The organism is Candidatus Clostridium helianthi (genome assembly GCF_045310795.1).
GTDB lineage: Bacteria > Bacillota > Clostridia > Clostridiales > Clostridiaceae > Clostridium > Clostridium helianthi.
In genome coordinates this window covers 18,758-38,825 of the sequence record NZ_JBJIAB010000019.1, presented here as the reverse complement: position 1 = coordinate 38,825, position 20,068 = coordinate 18,758, and the positions used below count along the sequence as shown (strand labels likewise).

The 20,068-nt window shown below is 29.1% G+C and carries 18 protein-coding genes and 1 pseudogene; 16 read left to right on the top strand and 3 right to left on the bottom strand.

The genetic code is table 11. The features are described 5' to 3' along the window. From ACJDTP_RS15090 to ACJDTP_RS15080, 3 genes and pseudogenes are all read left to right on the top strand, one after another. Positions 1-714 carry a DUF2812 domain-containing protein gene (locus tag ACJDTP_RS15090; RefSeq protein WP_406761700.1) on the top strand — a complete coding sequence of 238 codons (714 nt, stop codon included), beginning with the start codon at positions 1-3 and terminating at the stop codon, positions 712-714. Positions 715-1,130: 416 nt separating this feature from the next. Continuing rightward, positions 1,131-1,433: pseudogene (locus tag ACJDTP_RS15085) on the top strand (AraC family transcriptional regulator); the annotation flags it as partial. A gap of 122 nt (positions 1,434-1,555) precedes the next feature. Beyond that, complete coding sequence (locus ACJDTP_RS15080) at positions 1,556-2,110, top strand: GNAT family N-acetyltransferase (protein WP_406761699.1); 555 nt, start codon at positions 1,556-1,558, stop codon at positions 2,108-2,110. Between the two features lie 332 nt (positions 2,111-2,442). Here the strand turns inward: ACJDTP_RS15080 and ACJDTP_RS15075 are convergent, their stop codons facing one another. Together ACJDTP_RS15075 and ACJDTP_RS15070 are read right to left on the bottom strand one after the other, a co-directional pair. Continuing rightward, positions 2,443-2,886, bottom strand: a complete 444-nt coding sequence (locus ACJDTP_RS15075; protein ID WP_031276329.1) for a MarR family winged helix-turn-helix transcriptional regulator — start codon at positions 2,884-2,886, stop codon at positions 2,443-2,445. A 1-nt stretch (position 2,887) separates the two neighbouring features. Further along, positions 2,888-3,301: an SRPBCC family protein gene (locus ACJDTP_RS15070; protein WP_023976766.1), complete on the bottom strand. Its 414-nt coding sequence runs from the start codon at positions 3,299-3,301 to the stop codon at positions 2,888-2,890. A 379-nt stretch (positions 3,302-3,680) separates the two neighbouring features. Between ACJDTP_RS15070 and ACJDTP_RS15065 the strand changes: the two genes are divergently transcribed. Next, complete coding sequence (locus ACJDTP_RS15065) at positions 3,681-4,793, top strand: DUF1349 domain-containing protein (RefSeq protein WP_023976765.1); 1,113 nt, start codon at positions 3,681-3,683, stop codon at positions 4,791-4,793. A gap of 262 nt (positions 4,794-5,055) precedes the next feature. On the opposite strand, the gene ACJDTP_RS15060 is transcribed toward ACJDTP_RS15065, so the two are convergent. Beyond that, on the bottom strand, positions 5,056-5,613 hold the full coding sequence (locus tag ACJDTP_RS15060) for a TetR/AcrR family transcriptional regulator (RefSeq protein ID WP_039769659.1): 558 nt from the start codon (positions 5,611-5,613) through the stop codon (positions 5,056-5,058). 249 nt (positions 5,614-5,862) lie between these two features. On the opposite strand from ACJDTP_RS15060, the gene ACJDTP_RS15055 reads away from it, so the two are divergent. The 12 genes from ACJDTP_RS15055 (at position 5,863) to ACJDTP_RS15000 (ending at position 19,999) form a co-directional block, all read left to right on the top strand. Next, a complete protein-coding gene (locus ACJDTP_RS15055) occupies positions 5,863-6,912 on the top strand; it encodes an HlyD family secretion protein (RefSeq protein ID WP_406761698.1) in 1,050 nt (349 codons plus the stop codon). A 13-nt stretch (positions 6,913-6,925) separates the two neighbouring features. Then, positions 6,926-8,116: an ABC transporter permease gene (locus tag ACJDTP_RS15050; protein WP_174775798.1), complete on the top strand. Its 1,191-nt coding sequence runs from the start codon at positions 6,926-6,928 to the stop codon at positions 8,114-8,116. Continuing rightward, positions 8,091-9,305 (top strand): ABC transporter permease, encoded by a 1,215-nt coding sequence (locus ACJDTP_RS15045; protein ID WP_023976761.1) that lies wholly within the window; start codon positions 8,091-8,093, stop codon positions 9,303-9,305. The genes ACJDTP_RS15050 and ACJDTP_RS15045 overlap by 26 nt, the downstream gene beginning before the upstream one ends. 356 nt (positions 9,306-9,661) lie before the next feature. Next, positions 9,662-10,990 (top strand): TolC family protein, encoded by a 1,329-nt coding sequence (locus ACJDTP_RS15040; RefSeq protein ID WP_406761697.1) that lies wholly within the window; start codon positions 9,662-9,664, stop codon positions 10,988-10,990. Between the two features lie 126 nt (positions 10,991-11,116). Beyond that, a complete protein-coding gene (locus tag ACJDTP_RS15035; RefSeq protein WP_078117175.1) occupies positions 11,117-12,154 on the top strand; it encodes a PocR ligand-binding domain-containing protein in 1,038 nt (345 codons plus the stop codon). Positions 12,155-12,390: 236 nt separating this feature from the next. Continuing rightward, complete coding sequence (locus tag ACJDTP_RS15030) at positions 12,391-13,533, top strand: glycerol dehydrogenase (protein ID WP_078117176.1); 1,143 nt, start codon at positions 12,391-12,393, stop codon at positions 13,531-13,533. Next, a complete protein-coding gene (dhaK, locus tag ACJDTP_RS15025; protein ID WP_406761696.1) occupies positions 13,533-14,528 on the top strand; it encodes a dihydroxyacetone kinase subunit DhaK in 996 nt (331 codons plus the stop codon). The genes ACJDTP_RS15030 and dhaK (ACJDTP_RS15025) overlap by 1 nt, the downstream gene beginning before the upstream one ends. 23 nt (positions 14,529-14,551) lie before the next feature. After that, complete coding sequence (dhaL, locus tag ACJDTP_RS15020) at positions 14,552-15,175, top strand: dihydroxyacetone kinase subunit DhaL (protein ID WP_406761695.1); 624 nt, start codon at positions 14,552-14,554, stop codon at positions 15,173-15,175. Positions 15,176-15,192: 17 nt separating this feature from the next. Beyond that, entirely contained in the window at positions 15,193-15,579 is a 387-nt protein-coding gene (gene dhaM, locus ACJDTP_RS15015) for a dihydroxyacetone kinase phosphoryl donor subunit DhaM (protein ID WP_023976754.1), read from the top strand. Positions 15,580-15,691: 112 nt separating this feature from the next. Then, entirely contained in the window at positions 15,692-17,452 is a 1,761-nt protein-coding gene (gene dhaK / locus ACJDTP_RS15010; protein ID WP_406761694.1) for a dihydroxyacetone kinase subunit DhaK, read from the top strand. 276 nt (positions 17,453-17,728) lie between these two features. Beyond that, positions 17,729-18,946 (top strand): PocR ligand-binding domain-containing protein, encoded by a 1,218-nt coding sequence (locus ACJDTP_RS15005; RefSeq protein ID WP_406761693.1) that lies wholly within the window; start codon positions 17,729-17,731, stop codon positions 18,944-18,946. 9 nt (positions 18,947-18,955) lie between these two features. Further along, positions 18,956-19,999, top strand: coding sequence for a response regulator transcription factor (locus ACJDTP_RS15000; RefSeq protein WP_406761692.1), 1,044 nt, complete (start codon positions 18,956-18,958; stop codon positions 19,997-19,999). Positions 20,000-20,068: the final 69 nt, after the last annotated feature.

The following is a 20,068-nucleotide window of genomic DNA, read 5'->3' as shown; positions in this document are numbered from 1 at the left end:
ATGTTTGGTACAAAATATATTATGAGTAAAGTATTGTCATCTGCTGAGGACGAGGAAATGCAGATGCTATCTGAATATGCTAGTAGAGGATGGAAATTAGAGAAATTTGCATTTATGGGATATAAATTAAAAAAAGCTGATCCTGAAAAACTCCAATATGCTTTAGATTATAGAATAAATCCAGATGAAGAATATTTTTTATATTTTAATGAAGCAGGATGGACTAATGTGTGTTCGATAGGAAATATAATTCATATATTTAGTGCTCCTGAAGGAACAAAAAAAATTTATACTGATAATGATACTGAAATAGAAAAGCATATAAGCATGTATCAATCGCTAAAAAAGGTGGCAATGCCATTTTCTATTTGTTTTAGTATACTTTTTATTTTAATGGCTTTTGTTAAATATAGCTATTTGCCTGATATATATAATACAGTGCTTTTTATTATTTCTATACCAATAATGGCAGTTTCTATTTTTACAACAATACCATGTTTAGAGCATTATAGTAAAATAAGCGAATTTCAAAAAATGTCTGATTCAGATAAGAAACCTAAAATAAGTAGATTTTTAATACTAAATTTAACAATATTTATATTGTTACTTGCTCTAATGGTTTCAAAAGTTATAAGTATGCCTACGGGAATATATTTAATTGTTTTTAACATTATTATATTAATGTCTGTATATAGACGAAAATTCATAAAATAGAAATAAGAGACTTATATATTTTAAGTATTATTTGATATAGATACTTCTATACTTTTAATTTATTAATAATATGGGGAATGCAGAAATTTTAGTATTTTATACTGATACGATGAATTATATAATAAATATGACTTACAGCTTTGGGCATTTATATATTGTCTAAGGCTATTTTTATAAGTGATTGCAATGTGTCATGAACAATGTCATGTTTACAAAATATGTTATAATTTAAAGAAGTGAGAGATGTTTTTAATATAAAATAAATATGAAAATAATGATTGGTGAAGCTTATATTTTCTATTTATTGTTGTTATTGAAAATCAGAATTTCAGTAATATTTCTTTATAATGAAAGTAAACTTTTATCAAAACGAAATTTTTAGTTTATGTAAAAAGTATTTGGGAGAGGGCCTTAAAGTGATAATTAAAAAATCTTTGATAAATAAAAGCATTGAATACATTTTGCAGCATATAGATGAGGAGATTTCTATTGAAGATGTTGCTAATTACTGTAATTTTTCAAAATATCATTTTAGTAGAATGTTTAAAGCAGAAACAGGAATAAGTTTATATTCTTTTATTAAACGTATAAAAATGGATCAAAGTGCAGTAAGTCTTAAGGTTGAAAAAGACAAAACTATTACTGATATTGGAATTAATTATGGATATAGTTCTTCCAATTATAGTTCAGCCTTTAGTAAGCAATATAGTATTTGTCCAAAGAGGTCACATGGTAATAGAAAAGAAATATCATATTAATAATTATTATTTAACTATGTTATAATTACCACATGAAGGTAACACTAAACAAAATACACGGAATGCTAGTGGAGGAAAAAGTAATGGATGCAAGTGAAATAAATATTTTAACGGAAAGATTAGAATTAAGGTGTATTACGCCTTTAGACGCTGAATCAATTTTTGAATATCGATCAAGTGAAGAAGTAGGTAAATTTCAAACTTGGAGGCCTAAGTTGCTTAAAGAAGTAGAGGAATTTATTTCTGAAAAAGTATCAAGAATTCCCAATATACCAGATACATGGCACCAGCTTGGAATTATAATTAAAGAAACTAATGAGTTCATAGGAGATGTTGGTATTCACTTTTGTGATGAAGATAATGTGCAAGTTGAAATTGGATATACATTATCTGAAAAATATCAAGGAAAAGGGTATGCTACTGAAGCAGTAACAGGCGTGATAGATTACTTGTTTAATGTTTTAAATAAACATAGAATAACGGCATCGGTTGATCCTCAAAATAAAAAGTCTATTACTTTGCTTGAGAGAATTGGAATGAGAAAAGAGGCACATTTTAAAAAAAGTTTTTGGTTTAACAATGAGTGGGTTGATGATGTAATATATGCGATTTTAAAAGAAGAATGGAATATTCAGTGACATGGAATTTGGCGCAAATAAATGATAAAAAAATATATGACAGAACTCTTGGAAGAGAGCTTTTAACTATTTAAAGTTCTTACTAAGTAGTCTATTTAATTCAGCACAAAAGCCAGTTTCCCATATAAAAATTATATTTAATGTATAATATGTTTAAATATATATACCGCAAAAATAATTCTTCATCATAATTCTAAAAATATTGTAAGAATTTTAGCTGCAATTGTGAATTGTGAAATGTGCATTGTGAATTTCAACATATATATATATAAATGGATAGATATTTTGAGCTCTATCCATTTTTTTATTTTGGTATTATATTTAAATAAATATTAATCTAATTGATTTAGATACTTACGAAAGTTTTTTTCATTTTCTTGTAAAATACCAAAAAAATTATCATCTATTTTTTCAACAACAGGAAGAGCGAGTTTTACCATTTCTTGCCCCTTTGGCAGTAGTATAATTGCATTTGCTCTACTATCTTTCGGATTTACAGTTTTTCTTATAAATTCCTTCTTTTCTAATCCCTTAACGATTTGGGATACTGACATGACATCCATATCTGCCATCTTAGAAATACTTACTTGAGTCACATTATCATCAGATTGGCTGAGAAAGTTTAAGGTGGTAAGCACTACAAATTGAGGATGAGTAATCCCTAATTTACGTAACTCTTGATTTATAATGGAATGCCATTTATTATATACACGAATAAAAAGAAGTCCGGTTGACGATTCTGCATCATCTTTAAAGCGATTTGATGGAAATTCCAATTTATTTTTCAACCTCCTTTTTAATTATCATAGTAGATTTAGGTACATCAGAAAATACATTGCAAAGAAAATTTAAATCATCTTCTGATGGTTTTTCTTTATCCAATCTCACAGTATGTTGAATGAAAGTTTTACCATCTTGTTGCAATATGTCATGTCCAAAATATATGCCTCCAACCCCAGGGACATCAGTTTTATCCCAATAAGAACAATTAGGAACTATATTAGTAAGAGTAAAAGACATCTCTGGCATTCCCTCTAGTTTCATTGTTCCAGTGGTTCCTGTTTTTAATTCTCCATTAAATTTAATGCTTTCTAAATCTTCTTCCCAAACATGTCTTTTTTCAAGATCAGCATAATAAGACCAAATAGCTTCCTTAGGTGCATTTACTTCTAATTTGAATGTTAACTCCATTTTAACATCTCCTTTAATATATATATTTATTATAAGTACATTTATTATATATATATTTATGATATTAATTCCTTATTTTGTCAAGTTAAATAAATCAATTAATTTATGTGAAGATTATTTTAGGAGGACTTCTGAAAATAATTATGTAGTATAATTATTTATTATAAATCTACATTAAGGTACAACTAAAAAATAATAGCCTAGTATGTTTGCATATTTCGCATCATGCTGAGACAGTAAATTCTTCTAGTAGATCGGCTATAAGCAGAATTTACATATCTGTCTGGCACGAAATATGAAGGGCATATTTAATTTATTATTTTATTTCATATGCTAAAATATAATAAGAAATATTACTGAGGGAGTTGGTGTATTAATCATGGAAAAGTTATATTCTTTAATAAATGAAAAAGTGAAAGAAAATTCAAAGGCGTTAATTGGTATTAGCGGCATAAGTTTAAGTGGGAAAACTACTTTCGCTAATAAATTAAAAGAAAGATACCCAGGCCAATATAATGTTTATACAATTTCTTTAGAGGAGAATCAAGATGTATTAAAAGAATCTCTTAGTAATATTAATCCATCTAAGTATTACTATGAAAATGCTTATGATTTTTCTTCAATAAAAAATGAAATTGAAAATGCATGTAAAAGTAATGATATAGTTATAGTTGAGGGAGCATTAATATTTAAGAATACTGTAGATATTAATTTTGATATAAGCGTATGGTTAGATTGTACTTTTACATCGTCCATAGAAAGAAGTGATGAAGATAAAAAAGATCTTTATGGAGATTATTTCATGTGGCTTCAAAGACAGCATTTTTCAATAGATAATCCTAAGGCAAAGGCAGATATAATAATAAAAAATGATAAAATATTAGAAAAAGAGTCAGAGGTTTTTATTGATTTAGTAAATGATCCTTCGTCAGTAGATAAGATGAAGTGGCTATATGAACCTAAAGTGTGGAAAGTGGGAGAAAAGGGAATTTACGTGGAACCTGATAAGGTAACTGATTTTTGGCAAAGGACTCATTATGGGTTTAGAAATGATAATGCTCATATGTTTTATATAGAAATCGAAAAGGACTTTACTATGACAACAAAGGTTAAGTTTAATCCAATCAATCAATTTGACCAGTGTGGATTGGCAGTAAGAGTGGATGAGGATAATTGGCTGAAGACTTCTATAGAATATGAGTTAGATAATCCTCCAAAACTTGGTGCTGTTGTAACTAATTTGGGATATTCAGATTGGTCTACACAAGAGTTAGATAAACAAGTTGATGAAGCTGAATTTAGAATTAGCAGACAAGGAAACGACTATAAAATAGAGGTTAATGTTCTAAATAAAGGTTGGAGACAACTTAGAATTTGTCATCTACACAGTCCAAAGAAAAATGTTAAATGTGGGATATATTGCTGCAGCCCTATTGATAGTGGTTATAATGTTTTATTTACAGAATTGAAGATAAAAGAGGATTTTTTTTAATATATTGCAAGGATAATTCTTCATTATAATTCTAAAGATATTTCAAAAATTTGGCATTAATTGTGAAATGTACATTGTGAATTTCCAAAATAGCAAACTTATAATGGATACGAATATGAATAAAAGAGCCTGCTATAAATATTAAATATGGATAGCGAGGAAACAGCCTAAAGCATAATACAACGTGTTTTAGGCTGTTATTTAATTTCAGTTGCTCATTTTTATTTTAGTTCGTTAGGGTTTATTAACATGTTGCGTTAAATTAATGATTATCTTTAGAAGGAATAAATCCATTTTGAATTTTAGATGTTAGTACTGAAGTTATTTCAGGAGTTATTTCATCAAATTCTATTTGTTCAAGAATACCAAAAAGTCCACATACAATAAAGGAGATGTTACTCTTATTTACAAGTCTTGATTTTTCATCATTTTGAGTTTTTTCTAAAAGCTTTTTAATAATAAGCTGTTTCGTCTTATACATAGAAAAAGAGTGCCTTGGTGAATTGAAAAATGGAACATAAAGATCCCTATTTTCCCTAAATATATCTAATGTTTTTTCAATTATTTCTGGCATGTGATTTATTAACTCGGTAAAATCATAAGGTTCTATAACTTTAATGGTTTTATCGACGGCATAATTCATAAAACTATCTGCACAATCGTAAATATCTTTGTAATGTAAATAAAATGTACTCTTATTAATGTCTGCTTCTTCACATAATTCTTTTATAGTAATATCTTTTATATCTTTATTTGATATTAATTTAGCAAAAGCAGTTTGAACAGCTTGTTGTGTTTTTCTTTTACGCCTATCTGTCATTTGTAATCCCCCATTTAATAGACAAATTTACCATTTTAGTTTATTAACAGACTTATCCATTAATATTGATTATTGAATAAGAATCCACATATTTCTATAATAGACCTGTGTCTATATAAAGGATAATTCATAAAAAATATAATGTCAATATATGTATTAATCCTAATTAAGTTAACAATAAATATACAATTTATGAGGTTTAAATTTTAGAAAATAAAGTTTTCTAGATTATATTTTAGGAGGAATTTTATGAAAGTAAAAAATGCAGCATTAGTAGTATTTTCAATGGTTGTAGCTAATATATTTACAGGATGCACGCCAGTATCTACATTAACTGGAGACAAGCTAGTAAAGCAGACTCAGAGTAATTTAATAGTGCAGTCAAATGTTGACATGACAGATGTTAATGTAAATACATTAATTCCTGGAAAGGTCAAAGAAATTAAAGTTAAGGAAGGTGATAATGTAAAGAAAGGAGATGTTCTCCTTATAGTTGATAGTGATACATTGGCAGCTCAACAAGCTCAAGTACAAGCTCAAATTGAAACAGCAAAATCTCAGCTAAATGCTGCGCAGGCAGCTAGGAATGCTGCAAGTGCAAAGCTTGAGTTAGCTCAAAATGGTGCAAGACCAGAAGAAATTGACCAAGCTAAGTCTGCTTATGATCTTGCGAAGATAACTGTAGATAGACTAAAAGTTTTATATGATCAAGGTTCAATTCCTAAATCGGATTTTGATAATGCTGAAACTCAAATGCAGGTAGCAAAAGATAAGTATGATATTGCACAAAGCGGTGCAAGACCAGAAGATATAAAGGCTGCTCAGGCACAAGTAGATCAGGCAAATGCATCAGTTGAAGCAGTTGAAGGGCAAATAAAACAGGCGGAAGCAGCACTTCAAGGAGTTAATGTAAATCTTAATTATGCTACAGTTACCGCACCAGAAGATGGGACAATAACACAAGTCAATGTTGAAGCAGGAGAAGTTATATCAACAGGAATGCAGCTTATTGTAGTTACTAAAACTGATGAACCATCAATATTATGTAATGTTAGAGAAACAGATTTATCTAAAGTAGACTTAGAACAAGAAGTTTCTGTAAAGATTCCAGCATATAAGGACGAGGAATTTAAGGGGAAAGTAGTTAGAATTAATAAAGATGCTGATTTTGCAGTTAAAAGAGCAACAAATGATAATGGTGAATTTGATGTACTATCTTATGGTGTTAAAGTTGAATTGACTGATAACGATAAGCCACTCCGTTCTGGAATGACTGCTTTTGTTGATTTTGGAAAGTGATGTGAGAATAGGTATGAAGGAAATAGTATCGAAGCTTAAAGAAAGATTTATAAAGTCTAAAGAAATTATAGTTTCTGTTATGTTACTTTTGATAATACCAGCTATTTCTAGTTATGCTTTAGGTTATACATATAGTGAACATGTAGTAAAAAATGTCCCTACAATGATAGTTGATCATGATGATTCAGCTTTGAGTAAAAATTTTATTACTAAAATAAATACAAACGAAGTATTTAATGTAGTTAATTATAGTGAGAATGATAATGATGTTAAAAATTCAATGGATGAAGGGAAAGTCGTGGTTGGTATTATCATTCCTGCAAATTTTGCTAAAGACTTAAACGATGGAAAGGCCCCTAAAATCATGGTTTGCTATGATGGTTCCCAGATGTCAGCAGTAAGTGCAGGTAAGACTAGAATAGCTGAAATTTTAGGGACTATTAAAGTTAGTTATTTAATGAAGATTGGGGAAGGTAAACTTGGGATAATGCCTCAGGAAATTAAAAATAATATTATTCCCATACAAACTGATTCTATATTTTTAGGGAATTCAGCAAGAAGCACAGCTAATTTTTTACTTCAAGGAATGTTAATTGGAATTGCCCAGATAGGAATTATTTCACTTGGCGCATTATTAGTAAAGGAAAAAGAAAACTATTTTTTCTTATTAATTAAAAGCATTATTTTTGGATTAATAGGTTCAATTTCAATTTTTCTATTGATGTTTATACAATATAAATATTTTCAAATGCCTTATAGAGGATCAGTTAAAGCTGGAATTGCATTAACTATAACTTTTAGTATTGCTATGATAAATTTAGGGATTTTATTTAGATTGATTATAAAAAGTAAGCTAGAAGCAGTGAGTAGCTCTAGCCTTATGGCTTCATCTTTTGTTTTACTGTCAGGGTATACATTTCCACTAATGGCTGCACCTGAGATGTTTAAAAAATTATCTAAAATTATTCCATTCCTATATTATGGAATTCCAATGAGAGACTTATCTCTTTTAGGATTAAATTTTAATTATGTAGTGCCTAATCTATATTATTTGATAAAATATATGATTTTCACATGGATTATTATGTTAGTTATACTGCTAATTAAAAGTATTTCAAAGAAAAGAACTAATATTAAAGAGAAAATTTTAAATAAAGTTATTAGAAGGAGGAAAAAAGATGAGGTTTCTGAAGTTTCTAGCTAGAGATAAAAAAAGTATCATTTCACTTAGTTTACTTCACATTAGTATAGTAATTTTTGTGGCTTGTATTTTCAGTAAAGTCTATATTGAAAATATTCCTTTTGGAATAGTAGATATGGATAACTCATCTTTATCTAGTACTATAATAGAAGAACTTAAAAAGAGTCCAGGTGTTAATATTAATTATTATGCAGATTCACAAGAAGAATTACAACAAGCGATTAAGGAGAAAAAGGTTAGTGGGGGAATGGTTATTCCTAAAGATTTTAACAAAGATGTTGTCAAAAAGAAATCCCCTAGTGTTGCATTATTAATAGATGAAACAAACGTTGTTGTTGGAAGTAATTTATATGCATATTGTAATGGAGTCACAGGAACTATAAATGCTGGAATTCAACTTAAAGTATTTGAAGGGAAAAATATGATGCCATATAATGCAAAGAAAGCCATTACGACTTTTTCATATAGTGAGCGTGTTCTTTATGAACCACAGCTTAGCTATATAAGATACCTGATGTATTCTCTTGTACCATATCTGCTACAGGGAACTTTTCTTATGACATTTTTAGTGCCTGCTTTAATAAAAACTAGAGAAAAGCTAACTTTAATCAATTTTAAATCAAAAGATACTGTGAAAAACATACTTATTCTTTTAGCAAGAGTTTTAATGATTCTTTTTATATCAGTATTTTCAAGCTTAATTGCCTTATGCATTTTAGGAAAATACTTTGATTTGCCTCTTCGTGGAAATATATTAGAATACTTGACGTTGACTTTAATATTCCTTATTGACGTTACAGCTATTGGAGTTTTATTTGCAGCATTATTTGATAATTTAATATATTTCACTCAATTTTTTACCATGATAAATATAGTAACCTTTTTAGCTAGTGGAATTCCATTCCCAGAGTATGCAATGCCTAGCGGACTTCCTAGAATAATTAAAAATATTTGGCCATTTATGAATGTAGCACTTCCATTAAAATTCATAAACTTAAAAGCAGTTGGATGGGATGTTATATTACCATATATAAAAAGTGGAATAATGTATGCAGAAGAATGGTTTTTAATAGGGATTGTATTATATTCAGCTAGAATTGCACTGAGTAAATATAGAAATAAGAAGATATCAAAGGAAGAAGACGAAAAAATATCAATAGAAACTTATGATAGACCCGAACTTATGCAATAGCTCGCCGAAATAAGGATTATGCTGTTGTTCCAGTTTCTAAGGAAATTATGATGGATGATTCTAAGATCACAAGTTGCACCCAACATGCTAGCCTCAAAGGCGAGCTTTGAACTAGCATACTTGGAACAACTTCTAATCTAAGAATCAAAACCATCAAATCCCTAATGAAACATTTCACAAAAGCATAATTCTTATTTTTAGTTAGGATATATTTCATAGTCGCATGGAACAAATATGGATTCAATTTCGGCTGATATTCACATAAGTTCAGTTCTCATTGTGGAACACTATATGTTTATTCAAATGGAATTATGAATCTATTAATTGGAAATATTTAATACAAGGGGGAAGAATAAATGAAGAAGAATATAAAAAATATAGTTGCTATTGGAATTGGATTAAGTATAGTAAGCGGAAGTATAAATCCAGTCTTAGCAATAGAGAATCAAAAAAATAATGAAATAGTAAGTGCCCAAATAATAAATGGACAATCATCTAACGGTAAACCAATTCTTACTTTAGATCAGGTTATAAATGCAGCTATAACTAATAGTGAAGATTTAAATCTAAAGTCTCAGCAAATTTCTATGTACAGAAAGAAAGAAGATATTCAGGATAAAACTAATGACTTTTATGAGAGTCTTGGTGAAAAAATATATGATTTTCCATATGACAAGCTTGAGCTTTTAGAAAAACAAACAAATCAGTCGAAAGATTTTTTACAAGATCAAATATCGAGTGACATCACTAATAAGTATAATGCAATTATTATAAAGCAAATAGATATAAGTCAAGCTAAGACAAATTTAGATATAAAAAATAAAGACTTAGAAACTATTAAAACAAAAGTGCAAATCGGCATGGCAACCTCAAATCAATTAACAGATAAGCAGATTGAAATTAATTCTTTAAAAAATGATATAGATGCAAAAGAAAATTCATTAAAGGATAGCATGGATTATTTAGGAGTTTTAACTAATTTGAATTTATCAAATTATACTTTAGATCCCAATATAGAATATAATTTATTTAAAATTGATGGTTCAAGTGATGAATACATAAATGATAAAATTGAAACTTATTTAAAATATAATCAGAAATTAATTAATCTTACAAAGGATTATTTAGATGACTTAAAGGATGATGGAGTAAAGGATATTATGAATAAAGATATTCCAAGCATGCCACTTGGTGGAATCCCCTCTTCAGCTTCATATATGAAAAAAGATGATGCTACAGGAACAGTTGAATTAGACGAAGGTGCTTATTCCATTGGACTTAGTTCTTATGCTCTTCAACTTATAAATTATGAAAAAAATGCATTGAAGTATTATATGGATCTTACTAAGTATGGAGCATATGTAGATGGTAAGTATGGAGTGGAGGAAGCACAAGTTAAGCTAGATGATTCAAAAAAGAGTTTGAAAAATGGATTAAGGCAAGCTTATTCAACGTTGCTTGACTTGGAAAATAAAATAAATGACTTAAATGATACAATAAAGTCAACTAACACAAAACTTAAATATGCAAAGACACAAGTAGATGTAGGACTGATGACAGAAAACAATTATAATGCTTTAGTTCTAAAAAGTGAGCAGTTAGATTCATCACTAAGAACACTCATTAATGCTTATAATAATTTAAAGACCACTATTCAGGAGCCTTGGGTGCTAGGGGCTAATTAGTTATTGAAATATTGCTTCGATTTAGTATTAAAAGAGAATACTAATATATAAAATAATTAATATATTTTTGCTGTAATATGATAAAATAATATGTATATTATTGATAGAGATGAGGAGCAGTAAAAATTGATAAAAAATAGTTTTGATTTAAAAAAGCTTATAGATTTAGAAAAATGGGACAGTCTACAAGAATCTCTTTCAGCAGTTACAAGGATGGCAATAATAATCGTTGACTATAAAGGTAATCCAGTTACTAAGCACAGTGGATGTCATAAATTTTGTAATGAAATAAGAGGTAATTCGGAACTTGTAAAGTATTGTGAAAAGTGTGATTCGAGAGGTGGGCTTGAGGCAGTCCGCTTAAATAAACCATATATGTATTTATGCCATTACAATATAATAGATATAGCTATTCCAATAATGATTGAAGGTAAATATATTGGGGCAGTTATGGCAGGACAGGTAAAATTATTAAATGCTGATGCTGAAAGCATATTAGAGCAAATAGTAGTTTTACCTAAAAACTCTATAGCTAAAAAGGCTTTGGAGGATTTTAAAGCATATTACTATGAATTGCCTGTATTATCATATGAGGAAGTAAATAAAATTGCCGATATGTTATTTTCTTTATGCAACTATTTGGTAGAGGAGTCATTAGAAAAAAATTTGATTTCAGATATGTATCAAAAGGTAATGAAAAGACATTCTGAAATAGATTCAAACACATTGAAGGATTATACAATAAAGAATATTGAAAATGCAAAAAAAGAAATGTCTAATGCTATAATAAATGCTTATATTAAAGATAGCACTTTAAGTAATGATAATAATGTTAAAGTAAATGATACTTTAAAACCAGCAATAGAGTATATTTATGAACATAAAAGTGAAAACGTTAAATTAGATCAAATGGCCAAGATTTGTCATATTAGCATAAGTTATTTTAGCAGATTGTTTACAAAGGAAATGGGAGAGAATTTTTCAACGTATGTATCTAAACTAAAAATTGAATGGGCAAAGAGCTTATTAGAGGAAACGAGTATGCAGATTAATGAAATTAGTGATGAACTTGGATTTAGTGAAGTAGGATATTTTATAAAAATATTCAAAAAATATGAAGGTGTAACGCCATTTCTTTATAGGAAATATTGTAAGAAAAAATAATTGTTAAGAAACTGTCTAAAAATGTATTAAAGCATTTTTAAACAGTTTCTTTTCATTATATAAACAATATTTATTTAATGTCAGATAAATAGAAAAATACAATTAATCGATTAAATGACAAGAATTTACGGTTTGAAATCGTAAATTCTTGTCATTTTAGTCCAATGTATTTATTTGAAAACGATATTATAATAAAAGCAACTTAAAAATATTTGAATGAAAAGGAGAAATCAATTATGAGAAAAGCATTTATTTGTCCAACTAAATACGTACAAGGTGAAGATGAAATTTTAAATTTAGGTTATTTTGTTAAGAGTTTTGGAAAATCAGCGTTATTAATAGCACACAAGGATGATGTTGCAAGAGTTAAGGATAAGCTAAATAAAACTTGTGAAAAGTTTGAAATTACTTTTGTAGAAAGTGGATTTAAAGGAGAATGTTCTAGAGAAGAAGTAGCAAGACTACAAGAAATTTCTAAGAAAAACAAGTGTGCATGCACAATTGGTCTTGGTGGTGGTAAAGCGATTGATACAGCTAAATGTGTTGCAGAAGGAGAAGCATTAATTATAGTTCCAACTATAGCTGCTACAGATGCACCAACAAGTCATTCAGCGGTTCTTTATACACCAGAAGGTGCATTTGATGATTATGCTTATTTTAAGCAAAGTCCAAGTGTAATTTTAATAGACACTACAGTAATTGCAAAGGCACCAACTCGTTTCTTAGTTTCAGGAATGGGAGATGCATTATCAACATATTTTGAGGCAAGAGCAACTTCAAAATCATATTCTAATGTAAATGCGGGATTACCTTGCGGATATAGAGAAGGAACGTGTGGTGAAGCAAAAGGAACTAATACAGCACTAGCACTTGCAAAATTATGTTATGAAACACTTATCAGTGATGGAGCAAAGGCGAAGGCAGCGTCAGATTGCAATTTAGTTACACCAGCTTTAGAAAACGTTATAGAAACAAATATTCTTTTATCAGGTATTGGTTTTGAAAGTGGTGGATTAGCTGGAGCTCATGCTATTCATGATGGACTAACTATATTAGAAGGTACTCATAAATATTTCCATGGTGAAAAAGTTGCATTTGGTACAATAGCACAATTAGTTTTAGAAAATGCGCCTATGGAAGAATTAAATCAAGTATTAGATTTTTGCTTAGAAGTAGGATTACCAATTTGTTTATCAGATATTGGTGTAGATAGCATTACAGAAGAGGAACTTATGGAAGTTGCTAAAAAGTCATGTATTAAAGAAGAATCAATTTATTCTATGCCATTCCCAATAACTATTGAGGCAGTAGCAGCAGCAATTGTTACAGCAGATAAAATAGGTAAAGATTATAAGCTAAAGAAAGAGGCATGTAAGTAATGAAGAAGTTAATAAATAATCCTAATAATGTTTTAGTGGACATGTTAGATGGACTTACATCTGCTTATCCAGAATATTTAAAAAAATTAGATGGCACAAATGTGATACTTAGAGCAGATAAGTCAAAAAATAAAGTATCAATAATAAGTGGAGGTGGAAGTGGACATGAACCTGCACATGCTGGATATGTAGGATATGGAATGCTAGATGGTGCAGTATGTGGGGAAGTATTTACTTCCCCAACTCCAGATCAAATATATGAAGCAATCAAAGCTACAGATGATGGAAAAGGGACTTTGCTTGTAATAAAAAACTATACTGGAGATGTTATGAATTTTGAAATGGCCAGAGAAATGGCTGAAATGGAAGGAATAAAAGTTGAAGAAGTAATTGTAAACGATGATGTTGCAGTAGAAGATAGCTTATATACAGCGGGAAGAAGAGGAATTGCAGGGACTGTATTTGTTCATAAGATATCTGGGGCTAAGGCTGAAAGTGGAAGTACTTTAGAGGAAGTAAAAAGAGTTGCAGATAAGACTGTAGCCAATGTTAGAAGTATGGGAATGTCTTTATCGTCTTGTATAGTACCAGCAGCTGGAAAAGCAAATTTTGTTTTAGGTGAAGATGAGGTTGAAATTGGAATGGGTATACATGGAGAGCCAGGTACTCATAGAGAAAAGATTTCAAGTGCAGACCAGATAGTAGAACATTTAATGAATAAAATATTAGATGACATAACAATAAATAATGGAGAAGAAGTTGCAGTTCTTATAAATGGTTTAGGCTCAACTCCAAATATGGAACTATATATAATTAATAAAAAAGTCAGTGAGATATTAGAAGGTAAGAAAATAAGAATTCATAGGACTTTCATTGGAGAATTTATGACATCTTTGGAGATGGCAGGATTTTCTATTTCAATATTGAAGCTCGATGAAGAACTTAAGAATTTACTTGACGCAAAAGCTAATACCCCAGGATTTAAAGTATTTTAAAAGTATACTTCAGGAGGTTAGAAATGATTAATGGTAATAGGTTAAAAGACATTTTGAATAAAATAAGTGATGTTATAGAAAAAGAAAAATTATATTTAAGTGAGTTAGATGCAGCAATTGGAGACGGAGACCATGGTCTTAATATGAGCAAGGGATTTAAGGCAGTTGTAGAAAAAGTAAATGACATTCCAGAAGAGGATTTAGGTAATATATTAAAAAATTGTGGAATGGCATTGGTAAGTAATGTTGGAGGTGCATCTGGTCCATTATATGGAACAGCTTTTATGAAAGCAGCAAGCGTAGTTACGAAGAAAAGCTGTATGGATATAAATGACTTTATAAGAGTGTTAGAAATGTCTTTAGAGGGAATCAAGATGAGGGGAAAATCAACAGAAGGTGAAAAAACTATGATTGATACGCTAGCACCAGCAATAGAAGCAGGTAAAAAAGCTTTAGATGAAAACAAATTTTCAAAAGATATTTTAATTGCAATTAGGGATGCAGCTAAAAGTGGAATGGAAAACACTAAAAATATAGTTGCAACAAAAGGAAGGGCAAGCTATTTAGATAAAAGAAGTATCGGTCATCAAGATCCTGGAGCAACTTCAATGTATCTAATACTTAATACAATTGCAGAAGAATTTTAGAGGTGAGGTGAAATAAAATGGTTGGAATTGTAGTAGTATCTCATAGTGATTTAGTAGCAAGAGGTGTTAAGGATATTGCAGGTCAAATGGCACCAGAGGTTAAGATTGAGGCCGCAGGCGGAACTGAAGATAATAGAATTGGAACTGGTATTAATAAAATAACTGAAGCCATAGAAAAAGTTTATAGCGAAGATGGTGTAATGATATTTTTTGATCTTGGAAGTGCCTTTATGAATACAGACATGGCTATAGAATTTTTGGATGATTCTATGAAGGAAAAGATTCAAATTATAGATGCTCCTTTAGTTGAAGGTGTAATAACAGCTGCTGTTGAATGCAGTATGAATAAAAATATAGAAGAAATTAAAATAGTATTAAAAGAAATGGCTTTAAATAAAATTTAGTTACATGTAAAGCTAGATTTATTTCATTTCCAATAAAGGTTGAAGAATTGGAAGTAATTATTGTCGCAGAATATGGTGAATATTACAAAATTATTATAGAGGTGTTTAAGTAATGAAGAAAATAATGAATAAAGCAGAAAATGTAGTAATGGAAATGTGTAATGGAATAGCTATGGCACATCCGGAATTAGAATTTGTAAGAAAATGTAAAATTATGAAGAAGAAAAATATTAATAAAAATAAAGTTAGTCTAATAAGTGGTGGTGGAAGTGGACATGAACCAGCCCATGCAGGATTTATAGGCAAAGGAATGTTAGACGCAGCAGTATGTGGAGATGTATTTGCTTCGCCATCTCAAATCCAAATCTATCAAGCAATAAAAGCTACCTGTAGTGAAAAAGGAACACTATTAATTATTAAGAATTACAGTGGAGATATGATGAACTTTAAAAATGCAGCATACCTAGCAAGTGAAGATGGAATTAAGGTTGATTATATTAAAGTAGATGATGACATTGCAGTTCAAGATAGTTTATACACTGTTGGACGTCGTGGAGTTGCAGGAACTGTTCTTGTACATAAAATAGCAGGTGCAGCAGCAGAGTTAGGATTATCATTGGAAGAAGTTAAAAAGATTGCTGAAAAGGCTGTTTCAAATGTCAGAAGCTTAGGATTTGCATTTTCATCATGTACAGTACCAGCTAAGGGGACTCCAACATTTGAAATAGCAGAAGATGAAATGGAATTTGGAGTTGGAATTCATGGAGAGCCTGGAATTAAGAGAGAACAAATAGGTACAGCTGATGAGCTAGCTGAAAGAATTATAAATTCTATCTTAAAGGATATGAAAATAGATGGAACAAATAATGAAGAAGTTGCGTTGTTGATTAATGGATTTGGCGGAACTCCATTACAAGAATTATACTTATTTAATAATTCTGTCACAGCAGAATTAGCAAAGAGAAACATTAACATATGCAGAACTTTTGTAGGAAATTATATGACAAGCATAGATATGCAAGGTGCATCAGTGTCATTAATGAAGTTAGATGGACAACTTAAAGAGTTATTATCAGAAAAATGCGATGCACCATCATTTAAAGTTTCTGGACCAGTAGATGCAATTGAATATACAGCATTGCAGGAGAGTGATGATGCAGAAAATGAAGTTACTTTTGAGGCAGAAACTAGTGAGAAATTTGCATGTATTAATAATGAAAAAATAAATCTAGATAATATGATTTATATTATTGATAAAATGAGTGAAGTTATTATTAAAAATGAAGTACCATTCTGTGAATTAGATTCTCATGCTGGAGACGGAGATTTTGGTATGAGTGTGGCAAAAGGATTTAAGCAGCTAAAAAGGGAATGGAAACAAATTCTTTCAGAAGAGCATAAAACAATAGGAGAATTTTTAAATGCATGTTCATTAGTAATAATGGAATACTGTGGAGGAGCATCAGGTCCAATATGGGGATCTGCATTTAGGGCAGCAGGAAAGCAAGTATCAGAAAAGGCTGAATTAACAGTTTCAGAATTTGCAGAAATGATACAGGCAGCAGTTAGAGGAATTCAAGCTACTGGAGAACGTTCTTTTGGAAGAGGAGCTGTCGTTGGAGACAAGACACTAATAGATGCTCTAGTACCATGTGCTGATGCTTGGATAGATTGTGCAAAAGTAAACATTAATTTTAAAGAAGCGTTTGAGATTGGGGCTAAAGCAGCTGTCGAAGGAGCAAAAAAGACAGAGGAAATAGTTGCGCGTATGGGACGTGCGGGAACCGTTGGTGATAGAAGTTTAGGATATCCAGATGCAGGAGCATATGGATTAGGGGTAATATTCACAGAAATTTCAGAGGCAATAAAGTAGTTTATCAAAGAACCTAATAGAAAATATTTAATGCCTGTAGACACTTTAATAGATGTATACAGGCATTTAGACTTTCTAGTTATATATTAAATAGCTAAGAAAATGTGGTTTCAACTTTTGCTTATTATCATTAGCTACTGTTATTTTGATGATAGAGTAGTAAGTTTATGAGAGCTCTTGTAGTTGTAAGTGATACTAGTGAGTTTAACTATCACAATGAGTTAATATAGTTTAAAATTACATAATTTAAAAGAAGGATGATTGTGGTGATGAAGAATGAATAACATTATTAATCTTAAGGATATAATAAGTATCGATGATTTCCAGAATATTCAAGACGATATTGCAAAAGCTACAGAAATTTCTATTATAACTACAGATTATAAAGGTAAACCTGTTACAAAACATAGTTGCTGTACAGAATTTTGCAGTATTATACGCCGCGACAAAAAACAATCAGAATTATGTGAAAGATGTGATTCAAGAGGTGGAATCGAAGCTACAAGAACAGGAAAGCCATATATATACATATGTCATAAGGGGTTAGTAGATTTTGCGGTACCTATTATAGTTCAAGGGCAATATATAGGAGATATAATGGCTGGACAAGTTCTTATAAATCAAGATGAACAAAAATATTTAGAAAGTGTTACAAATGTTAATTGCGATCTAGGAGGAGATCAAGAGCTTATATATGCATATAATAGACTTCCAACTATTCCACTAGAAAAAATTAAAAATATATCCCAAATGATTCTACACTTATCAAAATATTTAGTAGAAGAAGGGATGCATAAGATAACTGTAAAGAAGTTAAATGAAAGTAGTGAGCAGTCTACCAAATTGGAAACTGAACAAATTAAATTACAAAATAATTTAGAAAAATTAAAATTAAAATCATTATATACTCAAATAAGTCCCAAATTTGTATTTAACATAATGAATAATATTTATTCACTAGCATTAATAGAAGATGCAGAAAAAACAAGTGATCTAACTTACAAATTTACAGAATTTATAAGAAATACATTTTATAAATCTAATAAAGTGGTTACATTAAAAGAAGAATTAGATTATTGTTTAGATTACTTAAATTTGCAGAAGATTAGGTTTAGTGATAGATTAAGTTTTAGTATTAGTTTAGGCAATGTAGATAATTTTAAACTTCCATTTATGAGCATTTTCCCATTTGTTGAAAATTCTATAGTCCATGGGATCATGGAAAAAGAGGATGTTGGGGATGTAAATATAGTTGTAGATAAAAAAGATGAATTCATAATAATTTCAGTTACGGATGACGGAATAGGAATACCAAAAGAAAAATTAAAGTTTATAAATTCTGAAGAAAACAATATAAATTACTCTTTAAGTGGTATAGTGGCTGCAAAACAACGAATAAAAAATTTCTATAGGTATGATTATTTTATAAATGTAGTAAGTGATTTGAATAAATGGACAAAAGTTATAATAAGCTTACCAATTGATGAAAGGTAGGTAATATTAATGTGTAATGTTATGTTAGTAGATGATGAGAGCATAGAGCTAGAAGCACTTAAAAAAATAATTAATAAATTAGATATTAAAATGAACATTGTCGCCGCATTAGAAAATGCCAAAAAAGCAATAGAAATTGATAAAGAAGTTAATTCAGATATAATAATTATAGATAATGAGATGCCAGGAATAAATGGAGTTGAGGCTTCAAAAATTATAAAAAAAAATAATAAAGATAAAATTATAATATTACTTATTGAATATTATAATTTCAATAATAAAGTAGTTGATCTAAATATTGATGATTATATATTAAAACCAATAAGTTTAGAAAATTTGTATAACATGTTAAATAAACATATTATAAATTTAGCAACAAATGAAAATAAATTAAAAGAAAAAGAGTTATTGATTCTATCTAAAATAATTTTTAATGAAGAAAAAGATATTAAGGATTTGCTTCAGAATTTATTATATGGATATGAATTGTTATGCAATAGGGATATTAATATTTATAAAGATAAATGTACAAGTTTACTAAATAGAATGATTAATATTTTTATTAAAATGAGAGATAAAAATAAGGGATATACAAATCTTAATATATATAATGATAAGTTATATACTATTAATAATATATCTAAAATAAATATTGTTATGAATGAATTCTTAGAATTTATGAGCCAAGATAATCATGATGATATAATTAGGGAAAGATTGATTGGAAGTAAAGAGATAAACACTGTTTTAAATCCAGTTTTAACTTATATAAGTGAAAAATATAATGAAAAAATAACATTAGAAAGTGTGTCTAAAGCTTGTAATTTAAGTGTTTTTTATCTAAGTAAATTATTTAAAAAAAACACAGGAATGAATTTCAGTGATTATATAAATTTATATAAAATAGAAAAAGCTAAGCAGTTATTAGATAATACGGATATGTCTATAATAGATATATCTATAAGTTTAGGATACGATGAATCAGGATATTTTTCAAAAGTTTTCAAGAAAGCAGTAGGAATAACTCCATCAGTATATAGAAATAGTAATTAGAATAATTAAAGACAAAAAGCTATCTAATAATGATTTTTATCACTATTGGATAGCTTTTTATTTTTAATG